Origin of the sequence: Achromobacter sp. HZ34 (assembly GCF_002209485.1) — a bacterium.
In the GTDB taxonomy this organism is placed as follows: Bacteria; Pseudomonadota; Gammaproteobacteria; order Burkholderiales; family Burkholderiaceae_B; genus Bordetella_C.
The window spans coordinates 807,586-821,059 of sequence record NZ_NJIX01000003.1; the positions used below are offsets into that span (position 1 = coordinate 807,586).

Genomic DNA, 13,474 nt, shown 5'->3' on the forward strand with positions numbered 1-13,474 from the left:
CGCTGCCGCGCCCCTCCGGCGCCCCCTTCTTCGCATGCTGATTGTCGTTTTTTTTCGTCTGCTGGCCTGCCTGCCGCTGACCCTGCTGCAAAGCGCGGGGCGGCTGTTCGGACGGCTGGCTTATGCCCTGCCGGGCCGCTTCCGCCAGCGCCTGCGCGCCAATGCGACCCAGGCCGGCTACCCGGATGCCGCCTTCGCCCGCGCCGCCGCCGGTGAGATCGGCGCCATGATGCTGGAGCAGCCGAAGATCTGGTTCCGGCCGGAAGACTGCCTGGCGCGCACCGTTTCCGACGAGTGGGAAGTGGCCCAGGCGGCCCTGGCCGAGCAACGCGGCGTCATCTTCCTGACGCCCCATCTGGGCGGTTTCGAGATCAACGCGCGCTACCTGGCCAAGCGCATGCCGCTGACCGTGATGTTTCGCCCGCCGCGCCAGGCGGCGCTGGCGCCGCTGCTGGAGCAGGCGCGCAATACGGCCGAGCTGCGCGCGGTGCCGGCCACCATGCAGGGCGTGCGCGAATTCGTCCGCACCTTGCGCAAGCAACAGGCCATCGGCTTGCTGCCCGACCAGGCCCCGGGCGCGGGGGAAGGTGTCTGGGCGCCCTTCTTCGGCCGCATGGCCTATACCATCACCCTGCCGGGCAAACTGGCCGCGCCGCATGACGTGCCCATCGTCCTGATGGCCAGCGAACGGCTGCCGCGCGGGCGCGGCTGGCGCATCCATCTGATGCGGGTGCCGTCCCCGTTACCCGAAACGCCGCAGGAGCAGGCCGCCTTGCTGAATTCCGCCATGGAAACCCTGATCCGCCGCTTTCCGCGGCAGTACCTGTGGAGCTACAACCGCTACAAGACGCGCGGTTCACCACCGCCCGACGCCGTCGCCGGGCAGGAGCCGGCGCCATGACGGAGCTGCGAGACAAACGCGATCCGGCCGCCAAGCCCGGCCTCAAACGCCGCGCTCTGGAAGCCTTGTTCGGGTGGTTCGGCAATGTCAGTCCCGCCACACGCCTGCGTGCGGGCGCGTGCCTGAACTGGCTGACCCTGCGCTTCGCCAAGCGGCGCCAGCGCATCGTCCGCATCAACCTGCAGCTGTGCTTCCCCAATGAAAGCGAAGCCACGCGCGAACGCTGGCTGCGCGAACATTTCCGCGCCCTGTCCCAATCGCTGGTCGACCGCGGCGTGCTTTGGTACGGCACGCCAGCCGCCATCGAAGCCATGGTCAGCGTCACCGTCCCGCCGGAGTACCAGCGCCTGGTCGCCGAGGGCAAGCCCATGATCCTGCTGGCGCCGCACTTCGTCGGCCTGGACGTCGCCGCCACCCGGCTGACGATGATCACGCCCACCGGCGCCACCATGTACACGCCGCAACGCGATCCGGACGTCGACGCCATCGTGGCCGCCGGCCGGGCCCGCTTCAACGACGTCCATCTGGTCAGCCGGCATGATGGCGTGCGCGGCCTGATCCGCCATATCCGCGCGGGGCGCCCCATCTATTACCTGCCGGACATGGACTTCGGCCGCGAAGGCGCCGTCTTCGTCCCCTTCTTTGGCGTGCTGGCGGCCACCGTGCCGGCTACCGCGCAACTCGCCCGCAAGTGGCAGTTGCCCGTCTTTCCCGTGATCGAATTCTGGGACCCGGCCACCGGCAACTACCACGTGGAGATGTTGCCGGCGCTGGCCGATTTCCCGGGAGAAGACTCCCTGGAAGCCGCCACCGCGCGCCTGAACCGCGAACTGGAAAGCTGGGTGATGCGCTGCCCCAGCCAGTACTACTGGGTACACCGCCGCTTCAAGACCCGCCCGCTGGGGGAAAAGAAGTTTTACTGATGGCCGGATGATGCGTGCAACGAAGGCTTCCGCCTGCGCGCCGTGACGCGATTGGAGGATAATTGCCCGCATGAACTGGAACTTCACCAAAATGCACGGCGCCGGCAACGACTTTGTCGTGCTCGACGGCGTCCGCCAAACCATTGAAATGACGCCCGAACGCGCCCGCGCGCTCGGCGATCGCCATTTCGGCATCGGCGCGGACCAGATCCTGCTGGTCGAGCCGGCTTCCTCGCCCGACGCGGATTTCCGCTACCGCATCTTCAATTCGGATGGCAGCGAGGTCGAACACTGCGGCAACGGCGCACGCTGCTTCGTCCGCTTCGTGCACGAGACCGGCTTGTCCGATCGCAATCCGCTGCGGGCGGAAATCGCCACCGGCATCATCGTGCTGGACGAAGGCGACGATGAGCAGGTCACCGTCGAAATGGGCAGCACCCGTTTCGAGCCGGCCGCCCTGCCCTTCGATGCCGCCGGCCTGGCCACGCGCACGGAAAACGCCGACACGCTGTACACGCTGCCCCTGCGCGATGCGGGTGCGGGTGACGTCGCCGCTGCAGGTGCGGGTACCACCGCGCCGCGGTCCGGCTGCAGCGATCTGCCGCCGACAGTCGACATCTCCATCGTTGCCATCTCCAATCCCCATGCGGTACAGATCGTCGACGACGTCGACCGCACGCCGGTCGAAGGCATCGGGCCGCTGGTGGAGTCGCACCCGCGCTTCCCGCGCCGCGTCAACGCCGGCTTCATGCAGATCGTCGATCGCCACACCATCCGCCTGCGCGTCTATGAACGTGGCGCCGGTGAAACGCTGGCCTGCGGCACGGGGGCGTGCGCGGCGGTGGCCGCCGGTATCCGCCGTGGTGTGCTGGACACGCCCGTGCGTGTGCATGCGCGCGGCGGCGTGCTGACGGTGGACTGGGACGGTTCATCGCTGCGCATGACCGGCCCCGCCCAGTCCGTCTATACCGGCCAGGTCGACATCGACCAGCTGGTTTTTTCGATGGCCATGAGCCGGTAACTTCGGCCGATGCGTTCCAATGACAAGGCCCCAATAATGACAAGTGATTCGCCCCCCATGACCGATACGACTCTCAGCGCCGACCAGGTTGCCGACTTCCTGCGTGATAACAACGAGTTCTTCACCACGCACGCCGAACTGTTCGCCACTCTGCCCGTACCGCATCCGCACGGCGGCCGCACGATTTCGCTGGGCGAGCGGCAGATCTTCACGCTGCGCGAACGCAATCGTGAATTCGAGTGGCGGCTCAATGACCTGATCAACACCGCCAGCGTCAACGAGAACATCAGCACCAAGCTCATGCAATGGTGCTGCCGCCTGTTGGCCGAAACGGAAATCCAGCGCCTGCCCGGCGAGATCGCCTTGGGTCTGGCGCAGCAGTTCGACTTGAATGAAGTGGGCCTGCGGCTGTGGCGCCTGGGGCAATTGCCGGACACCGGCTACGGCGCGGCCGTTTCGGAGGACGTGCGTACCTTCACCGACAGCCTGAAAGTGCCGTATTGCGGGACCGATACGGCGTTCGAGGCGGTCAAATGGCTGACCGCCACGCCGCGTTCGCTGGCAATGATTCCGCTGCGGCCCGCGCCCGATGAACCCAGCATCGGCTTGCTGGTGTTGGGTTCGGACGATGCTGAACGCTTCGCGGCGGACAAGGGCACGGCCTTCCTCGAAACCGTCGGCAGCCTGGCGTCTGCCACGCTGCACCGCCTGGCCGCGGATTAAACGCGGTCCGCCGGACGACAGCGACCATGACGCGCGCCCCGCAGCCCTCGAAAGCCCGCGCCCGCAGCGGCAACGCGGCGTCGATGCCAAAGTCACCGTCAGTGGCGCTTGAATCGGTGCCGGCATCGCCACGGGCGAAGCCGCACGCGGCGTCGTCAACCACGCTCAAGCCAGCAGCGTCATCGTCCGCGACGCCGCCTTCGGCGGCGGCGCTGCCTGCTCCAATGCAGGCGTGGCTGGCGCATCTGCAGACGAACCGGCGGTATTCGCCGCATACGCTGGATGGCTATCGACGCGACCTCGCGCATCTGGCCACGCTGGCGGGCGAGCGTCCCCTGGATCAGCTTGCCACCGGCCACATCCGTCAGTTCGTCGCGCGCCTGCATGCGCGGGACCTGGGGCCACGCAGCCTGGCCCGCGCGCTGGCGGCCTGGCGCGGGTTCTATCAATGGTGGGCGCAGGAAGCGGGACTGCCGGGCAACCCGGTTGCCGGCGTCAAGGCGCCCAAGGCGGCGCGCGGACTGCCCAAGGCACTGTCGGTCGAACAGGCTCAGGTCCTGCTCGAAAGACCCGCCGCAAAGGCCGCGACCGAGCCTGTCGCCTTGCGCGATCAAGCCATGTTCGAGCTGCTGTATTCCAGCGGCCTGCGCCTGTCCGAACTCACCGGACTGGACTGGCGTTACGAGCGTAATGCCGATCATGAATCCACCAGCTGGCTGAACCTGGACGAGCACGAAGTCATGGTGCTCGGCAAAGGCGGCAAGCGCCGATCCGTGCCGGTCGGCGCCGCGGCGCTGGACGCGCTGCGGGCGTGGCTGGCAGTGCGCGCGCGGTTGTTGGGCCCGGGCAGTGGCCCGGCCGACGTCGCCGCGTTGTTCCTGGGCGAACGGGGACGGCGCATCACGCCACGTGTCGTGCAAAGACAGTTGGAGAAAGTGGCGCAGGCCAGCGGTTTGCCGGTGCATGTGCATCCCCACGTGCTGCGCCACAGCTTCGCCAGCCATGTCCTGCAATCAGCGCAGGACTTGCGGGCGGTGCAGGAAATGCTGGGCCACGCGAATATCTCCACCACACAGGTCTATACCCGGCTGGACTTCCAGCATCTGGCCAAGGTCTACGACCAGGCCCACCCGCGCGCCGGCCGTAAATCCTGACGATGCCGCGGCGCGCCGGAGCCGGTGTCATGCCACCCGCACCATGCGCATGTGCAATGCGTGACGTGCCACGCAAGCCTTGAAGATGCTACATGGACGCGGCCCGACAGCAAGAATCGCCGACCACGCCTTGCGCAGGTCCAGCGGGCCGGCCACCGCCTGCGGCGGCGGCACGTGCGCGTGGCCGCAATCGCAATCGATCCCGTGAGCGTGATGAGCATGGCCTTGGCCTTGGCCTGGGTCATGGTCATGGCTGTGGCTGTGGCTCTGGCTGTGTTCGTGGTCATGGCTGTGGCCACGATCATGGTCGCGGCCTGCCCTGGTCACGTGGCTGGCCGCGCTTCGGCTCGGCCATAGCGGCCGAATGGCCTTGCGCTTGGCATCCCACTCGACTTTCGCATCGCGTGGCGGGCGACAACTAGCCCTTCTTGTCCGCCAACCCCTGGGTCGTATGAGCGACGAACATCTCATCGAACTTCCAGCGTTCGCGCACGGCTTCCAGCCGACCCTGGCCGTCGAAGACCAGCGCGGCCTGGGCGTCTATCCACATATGCGGATGCGCCTGCGCAGCCGTGGCGGCCATCAAGGCCGGGAGTGCCAGCAGCGCCCAGGCACGCGGAACATGCCTTATCGATGCCTTGGCAATCCTCACTGCTTCAACGCCGCCATGAACTGGCTCAGGTTCCACTCGAACATGCCCAGGTACGTAGCGGCCGGCAGGCCCGGCTTGGCCAGTGCGTCCGAATACAAGGTGCCCCCGACATGCGCACCGGTCTCCCGCGCAATCTGCTGCGCCAGTTTCGGGCTGCTGACGTTCTCGAAGAACACCGCGGGCACTTTCTCCTGGCGGATCTGGCCGATGATGCGCGCCACATCGGCGGCAGACGGTTCAGCCTCGGTCGAGATCCCCATGGCGGAAATGAACGTCATCCGATACGCGTCGCCGAAATACCCGAAGGCGTCGTGCGACGTCACCACCCGGCGCCGCTCCGGCGGCAGGCTCTCGAAAGCCTGCTTCACGCGCACGTCCAAAGCCTCGATACGGGCCGCATAAGCATCGGCACGCTGGCGATACGCATCGGCATGCGCGGCATCGGCAGCCGCCAGCGCGGCGCCGATATTGCGGGCATAGCGTGCGCCATTGGCCAGGTTCTGCCAGGCGTGCGGATCGACATTGCCCTCATGGTCGTGGCCGCCATGCTTGTCACCGGTATGGACGTGATCATGCCCCCCGGACGCGTCCGCGCCGAAATCGCGCGGCGTCACGCCTTCCGACGCCACCACGGTCGTACCCTTGAAACCCGACGCGCGCACCAACTTGGGCAACCACGCTTCGAAGCCCAGGCCATTGACCACCAACACCTGCGCAGCCGCCAGACGCCGCGCATCGGCCGGCGTCGGCTCGTATTCATGGGCGTCGCCATCAGGGCCGACCAGTACGTCCAGCTGCACATCGCTGCCGCCGATCTGCTTCACCATATCGCCAAGAATGGAGAAGCTGGCCACGACCTTCAGTGGCCCATTCACCGGACCATTTTGAGGGGCAGCCGGCGTTGCCGCGGGCGTCTGTGCCTGGGCCGCCGTACCCGTCGCCAGCGCCCCAACCGTAGCCAGGGCCAAGGCCGCCAGCGCGCGCCGACGCTGCGAAAGAAACCGAGGGGAGAAAATCGCGAATGCCATGGATGAATACTCCGTGGAAGATCAGCGCGCGCCGCGCCGCGCACGCCGTGAAAAATCCAGCAAGCCGCCCTGCGGCCCGCCGGCGACGGAAATCAGATAGACGGCGCCTGCCGCAAGGATGATGGCGGGCGAAGCGGGCACGTTGTAGTGGTAGGAAACCAGCAAGCCCACCAGCGAAGCGAGCGCACCCAACAGGGCCGCCAAGGGAATCTGCCCGGCGGCCGACCGTACCCAGAACCGCGCCGACGCGGCCGGCAGCATCATGATGCCCACCACCATCAGCGTGCCCAGCACTTGAAAACCGGACACCAGGTTGAACACCACCAGCATCAGGAAAACCATGTGCACCAGCGAACCCCCGCCCCCGGCGGCGCGCAGGAACCCCGGGTCCAGGCATTCGGCCACCAGCAGGCGGTAAATCGCGCCCAGCGCCAGCAAGGTGATGGTGGCGCACACCGTCACCAGCAGCAGCGCGTCATCGTCCAGGCCCAGCACCGTGCCGAACAGGACGTGCAGCAGATCCATATTGGAGCCGCGCAGCGACACCAGCAGTACGCCCAACCCCAGCGAAATCAAATAGAACGCGGCAAAACTGGCGTCTTCGCGCAGCGGCGTCAGGCGCGATACCACGCCCGCCAACAATGCCACCGCCAGGCCGGTGATGATGCCGCCCAGCAGCATGGCCGTCAGCGACAGGCCGGACAACAGAAACCCCGCGGCCACACCCGGCAGGATGGCATGCGACATCGCATCGCCCATCAGGCTCATCCGGCGCAGGACGAGAAACACGCCCAAGGGCGCGGCGCCGCAGGACAAGGCAACCGACCCGGCCAGCGCCCGTCGCATGAATCCATAGTCGAGAAAGGGCGACAGCACCCATTCATTCAATCCCACGCCAACTCCTGGTCGCGCAGCGCACGGGCGGCGCGCAAATTCTGTTCGGTAAGCACGTCGGCGGTTTCGCCCCAGGCCACGGTGCGGCCCGCCAGCAGCAGCGTGCGGGGAAAGTGCGCCCGCACCAGCTCCATGTCGTGCAGCACGGCGATCACCGTGCGGCCCTGTGCGTGGCAGCCGGTCAACAGCGCCATCAATTCTTCGGTGGTGTGGCTGTCGACGGCGGCAAAGGGTTCGTCCAGCAGCAGCACGCCGGTGTCCTGCAACATCAGCCGGGCAAACAAGGCGCGCTGCAACTGGCCGCCGGACAGCGTGCCGGCAATGCGATCGCCCAGGTCCTGCAGGCCGACATCCACCAACGCCTGGTCGATACGGTCCCGCTCGGACCGTCCGAAGCGGCGCCACGGTCCCACGCGGCGCCAGGCGCCCATGGCGACCAGCTCGCGCACGGTGATGGGAAAGGAACGGTCCAGATCCGCCGCCTGCGGCAGCCAGGCCAGTTCGCGCCGGCCGGCGCCGCCCACGCGAACGCTTCCAGCCAGGGGCCGCAACACGCCCATGATGCCCTTGATCAGCGTCGACTTGCCCGCCCCGTTGGGACCGACGATGGCCGTCATCGAGCCGGGCGCGAACACCCCGCTGACGTCGCTGACGGCGGGACGCCCACGCCATCCATAAGAAACGCGGTCCAACTCGATGCCGGCCGCGGCGACACGGCTCACCACCATCCCATTGCCCATCCGGTCAAGGCCCACAGGCCGGCGCAGACCAGCAGCGCCATACCCATGCGCTGCCAGGCCGACGCCAGCAACCACGAACCGTGGCGGTGCGCGTCAGTGGACACGTCCGCCCGCGCGGCATTGCGGGCGGCGGACGATTCCTGGTGGGAAGGTGAGACAGACATGATGGGGCCAGCGGGAAACGGAGAAAGAAATGGAGAGGCGGTAGAAAGGAAACAAAAGCGACGGATACAGATAAGCGCCGCTAAAGCACCGTAGCCATCCTGGCGAACGAATGTTATATCATATCAAATCAATTTCCCTCGCGCCGCGACGCGGTATGCTCCTGCCTGTATGCCCACTTCCTCCCGGCCCACCAAGGCATCTCCCCTCGACCAGATCAGCGCCCAGCTCGACGTCGCCGAAAATCTGTGCGCCCAGCGCGGCAAGCGCCTGACGCCCATACGGCGCAAGGTGCTGGAACTGCTGCTGCGCCACGGCCGCAGCGTCAAAGCCTATGAATTGCTGGAAGCGATGCGCGCGTCCCATGCCGGGGCGGCGCCGCCCACGGTGTACCGCGCCCTGGACTTCCTGCTCGACGAAGGCTTGATTCACCGGCTCGACGCCGTCAACGCCTGGACGGCCTGCCACGACGCCGGCGGTACGCCGCACGATCTGCTGGTGGTGTGTACCGGTTGCGGCGCGGTGGCGGAAATCAGCGACCCCGCCATGAGCCGCCAGTTGGCCGAGCGGGTCGCCCGAACGGGCTACGCCCTGAACAGCCACGAAACCGAAATCCGCGCCCTCTGTCCTGCGTGCCAGCAAAAACAGGGCGTTACAGATGGGCACAATCACAGCCACGGCGCCGGGCACGGACACGCGCACTGAGGCCCAGGCACGGTGCGTGCTGACGTGTTTTGAGTTGAAGTCTTGAAATGCTGGCTTCTGCCCCCATTTCGCTGTAATTCTCGCGTTAAACCAGGGTAGGCCCGGGGTTTGCCCCCTGCCGCCGACTGTGCTGTAATCCTGCGTCCGGTCGCTCAGGCGGCCCTCAGTCCGCGGCCTTGGTCTGCCTTAATCCGGCGCGCCCTTTAACGCTCCGGCCCTCCGGGCCCTGCTCCGGCATCTAATTCGCAGTCATCATGAATACCACGCGCAGTTTGGACAAAATGGTTCCCGTCACCATCCTCACCGGCTTCCTCGGTGCTGGCAAGACGACGCTGCTCAAACGTATCCTGACCGAATACCACGGCCGCCGGGTCGCGGTCATCGAAAACGAATTCGGGCCCGAGAGCATCGACAATGACTTGTTGATCCAGGACAGCGACGAAGAGATCATCGAACTGAGCAACGGTTGCGTCTGCTGCACCGTGCGCGGCGACCTGATGCGCACCCTCAACGATCTGCGCGAAAAGCGCCAGGCCGGCAAGCTGAATTTCGAACGCGTCATCCTGGAAACCACCGGCATGGCCAACCCCGGCCCCGTGTGCCAGACCTTCTTCATGGACGACGACATCGCCGACTACTACCGCCTGGATGCGGTGGTGACGGTGGTCGACGCCAAGCATGGCATGGTGACGCTGGACGAACAGCCGGAATCGCAGAAGCAGATCGGCTTTGCCGACCGCATCCTGATTTCCAAGAAAGACCTGGTCAACGAAGCTGACTACGAAGCCCTGCGCGCCCGCATTCTGCGCATCAACCCGCGCGCGCCGATTACGGCGGTGAACTTTGGCGATGCGGACCTGAAGTCCATCATCGACATCAGCGGCTTCAACCTGAATTCCATTCTGGACATCGACCCGGACTTCCTGGCCGATGAGCACCCGGACGCCGCCCACGATCACGACCATGATCATGATCACGATCATGACCACGGCGATTGCGGCGCTGGTTGCGACCATCCGCATCACCATCATCACGCCCACCACGACGACGAGATCGGCGCATTCGTGTTCCGCTCGAACAAGCCTTTCGATCCGTCGCGGCTCGAGGAATTCCTTGGTGGCGTGGTGCAGGTTTATGGCCCCGATTTGCTGCGCTACAAAGGCATCCTTTACATGAAAGGCGTAAATCGCCGTATGCTCTTCCAGGGCGTACACATGATGATGGGTGCCGAGCCTGGCAAACCGTGGACCGCGAACGAGAAGCCGTCGACCAAGATGGTCTTCATCGGCCGCAAGCTGCCCCAGGAGATATTTACCCGGGGACTGGAGCAGTGCCTGGTGGGTGCGGCCTGACGCCGCCCGCCGGATCCGATTCATAGTGGAGTGTTTTCATGGCTACCAAGGCAGCAACTAAAAAATCAAGCAAATCGGCGACCGATACGCCGGTCGATCTGCCCAGCGAAAAGGAATTGCTGGCCATGCCCGAATCCGACTATATGAACGATCGCCAGTTGGCGTTCTTCAAAGATCGGCTGAAGCAGCTGGAGCAGGACATTCTGAATAACGCCGGCGAGACCACCGAGCATCTGCGCGAAACGCAGTTCGTGCCCGACCCCGCCGACCGCGCCACCATCGAGGAAGAGCATGCGCTTGAACTGCGCACGCGCGACCGCGAGCGCAAACTGCTGAAGAAGGTCCAGCAGTCCATCGCTCGCATCGAGAGCGGCGAATACGGCTGGTGCGAGGAAACCGGTGAACCCATCGGCGTCCCCCGCCTGCTGGCTCGTCCCACGGCCACCCTGTCGCTGGAAGCGCAGGAACGCCGCGAGATGCGCCAGAAGCTATACGGCGACTGATAAGCGCGATTCGAGTTGAAAACGGTGCCCCATGAATAATCGGGCACCGTTTTTTATTGGCCGCGCGGGAAGGCCCCGCCCCCTTGAGTTCCCCCCGCCCCGCCCCCATATGCGTTCCTTCAGCCGAGGAAATCACCATGGAACAATTTCACGCCACCACCATCGTCTGCGTTCGGCGCGGCAAGCGCGTCGCCCTTGGTGGGGACGGCCAGGTCACGCTGGGCAATATCGTCATCAAGGGCACCGCGCGCAAGATCCGCCGGCTCTACCATGACAAGGTCCTGGCCGGTTTCGCCGGTGCCACCGCCGACGCCTTCACCCTGCAGGAACGCTTCGAAGCCAAGCTGGAGAAGCACCAGGGCCACCTGATGCGCGCCGCGGTCGAGCTGACCCGCGACTGGCGTACCGACCGCGTGCTGCGCCGCCTGGAAGCCATGCTGATCGTGGCCGACGAGAACAACACCCTGGTCCTGACCGGTAACGGTGACGTGCTTGAGCCGGAACACGGACTCGCTGCCATCGGTTCCGGGGGCGCCTACGCTCAATCCGCCGCGCGCGCCCTGCTGGATAACACCGACCTGCCGCCCGAAGTCATCGTCAAAAAATCGTTGGAGGTGGCTGGCGAGCTGTGCATTTACACCAACATGAATCACATCGTCGAGATGCTGGGCGAATAAGCCCGGCATCGATCAGCATCGATACAGATCAGGACCCAACGCCATGTCCGCAACCAGCATGACTCCCGGAGAGATCGTCTCCGAACTGGATAAATTCATCGTCGGCCAGAGCCGCGCCAAGCGCGCCGTTGCGGTCGCCCTGCGCAATCGCTGGCGCCGCCAGCAGGTGGCCGAGCCGCTGCGCCATGAAATCCATCCCAAGAACATCCTGATGATCGGCCCCACCGGTGTGGGCAAGACCGAAATCGCGCGGCGCCTGGCCAAGCTGGCCAACGCGCCCTTCATCAAGATCGAAGCCACCAAGTTCACCGAAGTGGGCTATGTCGGTCGTGATGTCGATACCATCATTCGCGACCTCACCGAATATTCCATCAAGCAGACGCGCGAACTGGAAATGCGCCGTGTGCGCACCCAGGCCGAGGATGCCGCGGAAGACCGCATCCTCGACGCCCTGGTGCCGCCCGCCCGTTCGGCTTCCGGCGAGCCGGAGCGCAATCCCGAAAGCAGCGCCCGCCAGACGTTTCGCAAGCGCCTGCGCGAAGGCTCCATCGATGACCTGGAAGTGGACATCGATGTGGCCCAGCCGGTGCCGCAGATGGACGTGATGGGGCCACCGGGCATGGAGGAAATGACCGAGCAGCTGCGCGGCATGTTCGCCGGCCTGCAGCGCGACAAGAAGAAGTCGCGCAAGCTGAAGGTCAAGGAAGCGTTCAAGCTGCTGATCGACGAAGAAGCCGCCAAGCGCGTGAATGAAGAAGACCTGCGCGCCGCGGCGATCACGAACGTCGAGCAGAATGGCATCGTGTTCCTGGACGAGATCGACAAGATCGCTGTGCGCCAGGAAAACAGCGGTGGCGGTGAAGTGTCGCGCCAGGGTGTGCAGCGTGACCTGCTGCCGCTGGTGGAAGGCACCACGGTGAATACTCGCTACGGCATGGTGCGCACCGATCACATCCTGTTCATTGCGTCGGGGGCTTTCCATCTGGCGCGGCCGTCGGATCTGATTCCTGAATTGCAGGGTCGGTTTCCCATTCGTGTCGAACTGGATTCGCTGTCGGCGGAAGACTTCGTGCGCATTCTTTCCTCGACCGATGCGTCGCTGACCAAGCAGTATGTGGCGTTGATGGAAACGGAAGACGTGCATCTGGACTTCACTGACGAAGGCGTCCAGCGGCTGGCCGAGCTGGCGTTCGCGGTCAACGAGAAGACCGAGAACATCGGGGCACGGCGTTTGTACACGGTGATGGAGAAGCTGCTGGAGGACTTGTCCTTCGATGCCAGCAACGCCTCCGCCAGCGGCCGCACGGTGCGTATCGACGCTGCTTATGTCAACGACAAGCTGGAAGAAGCGGCGGGCAGCCAGGATCTGGCGCGCTACGTGCTTTGACCAGGGCTCGCTGCCGGGGTGAGTGAGGAAGGCTGTTTGAATGATGGGGGGTACCCCCATCGCCTCCTGGCGCGGACAGCCCCGGATGGTCTAGGATAGGCACCACTCTTTTTCCAGGATCCACCGCCTTGCCCGCCAGCCCCCTCATCCGCCCCGCCACGCCCGCCGATATCCCCGCCATCCTGGCGCTGATGCAAGGCCTGGCCGAATACGAAAAACTTACGCATCTGTTCGCCGCCACCGAAGCGAACCTGCACACCTCGCTTTTCGGCGAACACCCGGCAGCCCACTGCCTGGTCGCGGAAAACGAGACAGGCACCGGCCTGGTGGCCTACGCACTCTGGTTCCAGAACTACTCCACCTTCCTGGCCAAACCGGGCCTCTACCTGGAAGACCTCTACGTGGATCCCGAGCAGCGTGGCAAAGGCATAGGCAAGGCCCTGCTGCTCCGCCTGGCCGCCATCGCGCTGGAACGAGGCTATGGCCGTTTCGAATGGACCGTGCTGGACTGGAACCAACCGGCCATCGACTTCTACGAAGGCATGGGTGCGCAGGTCCTGCCCGAGTGGCGCATCGTGCGCGTTACCGGCGATGCGCTGGTCGAAATGGGCCGAAAGGGAGCGAACCATGGCGCATGACCCGCTGATCGGCA

16 protein-coding genes are annotated in these 13,474 nt (G+C 65.4%); 11 read left to right on the plus strand and 5 right to left on the minus strand.

Translation table 11 applies throughout. The features are described 5' to 3' along the window. The first annotated feature begins 37 nt into the window (after positions 1–37). From CEY05_RS15720 to xerC, 5 genes are all read left to right on the plus strand, one after another. A complete protein-coding gene (locus tag CEY05_RS15720; protein ID WP_088599457.1) occupies positions 38–901 on the plus strand; it encodes a lysophospholipid acyltransferase family protein in 864 nt (287 codons plus the stop codon). Next, positions 898–1,824, plus strand: coding sequence for a lysophospholipid acyltransferase family protein (locus CEY05_RS15725; RefSeq protein ID WP_088599301.1), 927 nt, complete (start codon positions 898–900; stop codon positions 1,822–1,824). Before CEY05_RS15720 ends, CEY05_RS15725 begins: the two co-directional genes overlap by 4 nt. Positions 1,825–1,894: 70 nt before the next feature. After that, a complete protein-coding gene (gene dapF, locus CEY05_RS15730) occupies positions 1,895–2,845 on the plus strand; it encodes a diaminopimelate epimerase (RefSeq protein ID WP_088599302.1) in 951 nt (316 codons plus the stop codon). 36 nt (positions 2,846–2,881) lie between these two features. Continuing rightward, positions 2,882–3,568 (plus strand): DUF484 family protein, encoded by a 687-nt coding sequence (locus CEY05_RS15735; protein WP_088599458.1) that lies wholly within the window; start codon positions 2,882–2,884, stop codon positions 3,566–3,568. 224 nt (positions 3,569–3,792) lie between these two features. Continuing rightward, entirely contained in the window at positions 3,793–4,722 is a 930-nt protein-coding gene (gene xerC, locus CEY05_RS15740; protein WP_233161563.1) for a tyrosine recombinase XerC, read from the plus strand. Between the two features lie 418 nt (positions 4,723–5,140). Here the strand turns inward: xerC and CEY05_RS15750 are convergent, their stop codons facing one another. The 5 genes from CEY05_RS15750 to CEY05_RS30970 are packed head-to-tail and all read right to left on the minus strand — an operon-like array spanning position 5,141 to position 8,200. Then, complete coding sequence (locus CEY05_RS15750) at positions 5,141–5,374, minus strand: DUF1007 family protein (RefSeq protein WP_233161536.1); 234 nt, start codon at positions 5,372–5,374, stop codon at positions 5,141–5,143. Then, entirely contained in the window at positions 5,371–6,402 is a 1,032-nt protein-coding gene (locus CEY05_RS15755) for a metal ABC transporter substrate-binding protein (protein ID WP_088599304.1), read from the minus strand. The genes CEY05_RS15750 and CEY05_RS15755 overlap by 4 nt, the downstream gene beginning before the upstream one ends. Before the next feature lie 21 nt (positions 6,403–6,423). Next, on the minus strand, positions 6,424–7,296 hold the full coding sequence (locus tag CEY05_RS15760; protein ID WP_088599305.1) for a metal ABC transporter permease: 873 nt from the start codon (positions 7,294–7,296) through the stop codon (positions 6,424–6,426). Beyond that, positions 7,287–8,024 carry a zinc ABC transporter ATP-binding protein AztA gene (gene aztA, locus CEY05_RS15765; RefSeq protein WP_088599306.1) on the minus strand — a complete coding sequence of 246 codons (738 nt, stop codon included), beginning with the start codon at positions 8,022–8,024 and terminating at the stop codon, positions 7,287–7,289. Before aztA ends, CEY05_RS15760 begins: the two co-directional genes overlap by 10 nt. Next, entirely contained in the window at positions 8,015–8,200 is a 186-nt protein-coding gene (locus tag CEY05_RS30970) for a hypothetical protein (RefSeq protein ID WP_143220454.1), read from the minus strand. Before CEY05_RS30970 ends, aztA begins: the two co-directional genes overlap by 10 nt. A 169-nt stretch (positions 8,201–8,369) precedes the next feature. On the opposite strand from CEY05_RS30970, the gene CEY05_RS15770 reads away from it, so the two are divergent. From CEY05_RS15770 to CEY05_RS15795, 6 genes are all read left to right on the plus strand, one after another. After that, entirely contained in the window at positions 8,370–8,903 is a 534-nt protein-coding gene (locus CEY05_RS15770) for a Fur family transcriptional regulator (RefSeq protein ID WP_088599307.1), read from the plus strand. Between the two features lie 254 nt (positions 8,904–9,157). Then, a complete protein-coding gene (locus CEY05_RS15775; protein ID WP_088599308.1) occupies positions 9,158–10,255 on the plus strand; it encodes a GTP-binding protein in 1,098 nt (365 codons plus the stop codon). A gap of 38 nt (positions 10,256–10,293) precedes the next feature. Continuing rightward, on the plus strand, positions 10,294–10,758 hold the full coding sequence (dksA, locus tag CEY05_RS15780; protein ID WP_088599309.1) for an RNA polymerase-binding protein DksA: 465 nt from the start codon (positions 10,294–10,296) through the stop codon (positions 10,756–10,758). A gap of 137 nt (positions 10,759–10,895) precedes the next feature. Next, entirely contained in the window at positions 10,896–11,435 is a 540-nt protein-coding gene (hslV, locus tag CEY05_RS15785; protein ID WP_088599310.1) for an ATP-dependent protease subunit HslV, read from the plus strand. 43 nt (positions 11,436–11,478) lie between these two features. Next, positions 11,479–12,822: an ATP-dependent protease ATPase subunit HslU gene (gene hslU / locus CEY05_RS15790; RefSeq protein WP_088599311.1), complete on the plus strand. Its 1,344-nt coding sequence runs from the start codon at positions 11,479–11,481 to the stop codon at positions 12,820–12,822. Between the two features lie 128 nt (positions 12,823–12,950). Then, positions 12,951–13,460 carry a GNAT family N-acetyltransferase gene (locus CEY05_RS15795; RefSeq protein WP_088599312.1) on the plus strand — a complete coding sequence of 170 codons (510 nt, stop codon included), beginning with the start codon at positions 12,951–12,953 and terminating at the stop codon, positions 13,458–13,460. The last annotated feature ends 14 nt before the right edge of the window (positions 13,461–13,474 follow it).

Excerpts from the sequence above, each read along its gene's own strand:
- CEY05_RS15725 (WP_088599301.1), top strand. The coding sequence starts at position 898 with ATGACGGAGCTGCGAGACAAACGCGATCCGGCCGCCAAGCCCGGCCTC.
- dapF (WP_088599302.1), top strand. The coding sequence starts at position 1,895 with ATGAACTGGAACTTCACCAAAATGCACGGCGCCGGCAACGACTTTGTC.
- CEY05_RS15735 (WP_088599458.1), top strand. The coding sequence starts at position 2,882 with ATGACAAGTGATTCGCCCCCCATGACCGATACGACTCTCAGCGCCGAC.
- xerC (WP_233161563.1), top strand. The coding sequence starts at position 3,793 with ATGCAGGCGTGGCTGGCGCATCTGCAGACGAACCGGCGGTATTCGCCG.
- CEY05_RS15755 (WP_088599304.1), bottom strand. The coding sequence starts at position 6,402 with ATGGCATTCGCGATTTTCTCCCCTCGGTTTCTTTCGCAGCGTCGGCGC.
- aztA (WP_088599306.1), bottom strand. The coding sequence starts at position 8,024 with ATGGTGGTGAGCCGTGTCGCCGCGGCCGGCATCGAGTTGGACCGCGTT.
- CEY05_RS30970 (WP_143220454.1), bottom strand. The coding sequence starts at position 8,200 with ATGTCTGTCTCACCTTCCCACCAGGAATCGTCCGCCGCCCGCAATGCC.
- CEY05_RS15770 (WP_088599307.1), top strand. The coding sequence starts at position 8,370 with ATGCCCACTTCCTCCCGGCCCACCAAGGCATCTCCCCTCGACCAGATC.
- CEY05_RS15775 (WP_088599308.1), top strand. The coding sequence starts at position 9,158 with ATGAATACCACGCGCAGTTTGGACAAAATGGTTCCCGTCACCATCCTC.
- dksA (WP_088599309.1), top strand. The coding sequence starts at position 10,294 with ATGGCTACCAAGGCAGCAACTAAAAAATCAAGCAAATCGGCGACCGAT.
- hslV (WP_088599310.1), top strand. The coding sequence starts at position 10,896 with ATGGAACAATTTCACGCCACCACCATCGTCTGCGTTCGGCGCGGCAAG.
- hslU (WP_088599311.1), top strand. The coding sequence starts at position 11,479 with ATGTCCGCAACCAGCATGACTCCCGGAGAGATCGTCTCCGAACTGGAT.